Source organism: Streptomyces sp. NPDC085944, from assembly GCF_040686295.1.
Lineage (GTDB): Bacteria > Actinomycetota > Actinomycetes > Streptomycetales > Streptomycetaceae > Streptomyces > Streptomyces salinarius.
Genome location: NZ_JBFBJX010000047.1, coordinates 1 through 1,288 on the forward strand (window position 1 = coordinate 1; position 1,288 = coordinate 1,288).

General features: G+C 56.4%; 1 rRNA gene (cut by a window edge). It reads right to left on the reverse strand.

Annotated features, from left to right (window positions below):
- Positions 1 to 1,288, reverse strand: a 23S ribosomal RNA gene (locus AB0P07_RS36670) (its annotated part continues 1,370 nt past the right edge of the window); the annotation flags it as partial.

Genomic DNA, 1,288 nt, shown 5'->3' on the forward strand with positions numbered 1-1,288 from the left:
GGGTGGGAGCCCTCATCTCGAAGCAGGCTTCCCGCTTAGATGCTTTCAGCGGTTATCCCTCCCGAACGTAGCCAACCAGCCATGCCCTTGGCAGAACAACTGGCACACCAGAGGTTCGTCCGTCCCGGTCCTCTCGTACTAGGGACAGCCCTTCTCAAGACTCCTACGCGCACAGCGGATAGGGACCGAACTGTCTCACGACGTTCTAAACCCAGCTCGCGTACCGCTTTAATGGGCGAACAGCCCAACCCTTGGGACCGACTCCAGCCCCAGGATGCGACGAGCCGACATCGAGGTGCCAAACCATCCCGTCGATATGGACTCTTGGGGAAGATCAGCCTGTTATCCCCGGGGTACCTTTTATCCGTTGAGCGACGGCGCTTCCACAAGCCACCGCCGGATCACTAGTCCCGACTTTCGTCCCTGCTCGACCCGTCGGTCTCACAGTCAAGCTCCCTTGTGCACTTACACTCAACACCTGATTGCCAACCAGGCTGAGGGAACCTTTGGGCGCCTCCGTTACTCTTTAGGAGGCAACCGCCCCAGTTAAACTACCCATCAGACACTGTCCCTGATCCGGATCACGGACCCAGGTTAGACATCCAGCACGACCAGACTGGTATTTCAACGACGACTCCACCCACACTGGCGTGCGAGCTTCACAGTCTCCCAGCTATCCTACACAAGCCGAACCGAACACCAATATCAAACTGTAGTAAAGGTCCCGGGGTCTTTCCGTCCTGCTGCGCGAAACGAGCATCTTTACTCGTAGTGCAATTTCACCGGGCCTATGGTTGAGACAGTCGAGAAGTCGTTACGCCATTCGTGCAGGTCGGAACTTACCCGACAAGGAATTTCGCTACCTTAGGATGGTTATAGTTACCACCGCCGTTTACTGGCGCTTAAGTTCTCAGCTTCGCCCCACCGAAATGGAGCTAACCGGTCCCCTTAACGTTCCAGCACCGGGCAGGCGTCAGTCCGTATACATCGCCTTACGGCTTCGCACGGACCTGTGTTTTTAGTAAACAGTCGCTTCTCGCTGGTCTCTGCGGCCACCCCCAGCTCAGACCGTAAAGATCATCACCAGGTGTGGCCCCCCTTCTCCCGAAGTTACGGGGGCATTTTGCCGAGTTCCTTAACCATAGTTCACCCGAACGCCTCGGTATTCTCTACCTGACCACCTGAGTCGGTTTAGGGTACGGGCCGCCATGAAACTCGCTAGAGGCTTTTCTCGACAGCATAGGATCATCCACTTCACCACAATCGGCTCGGCATCAGGTCTCAGCCA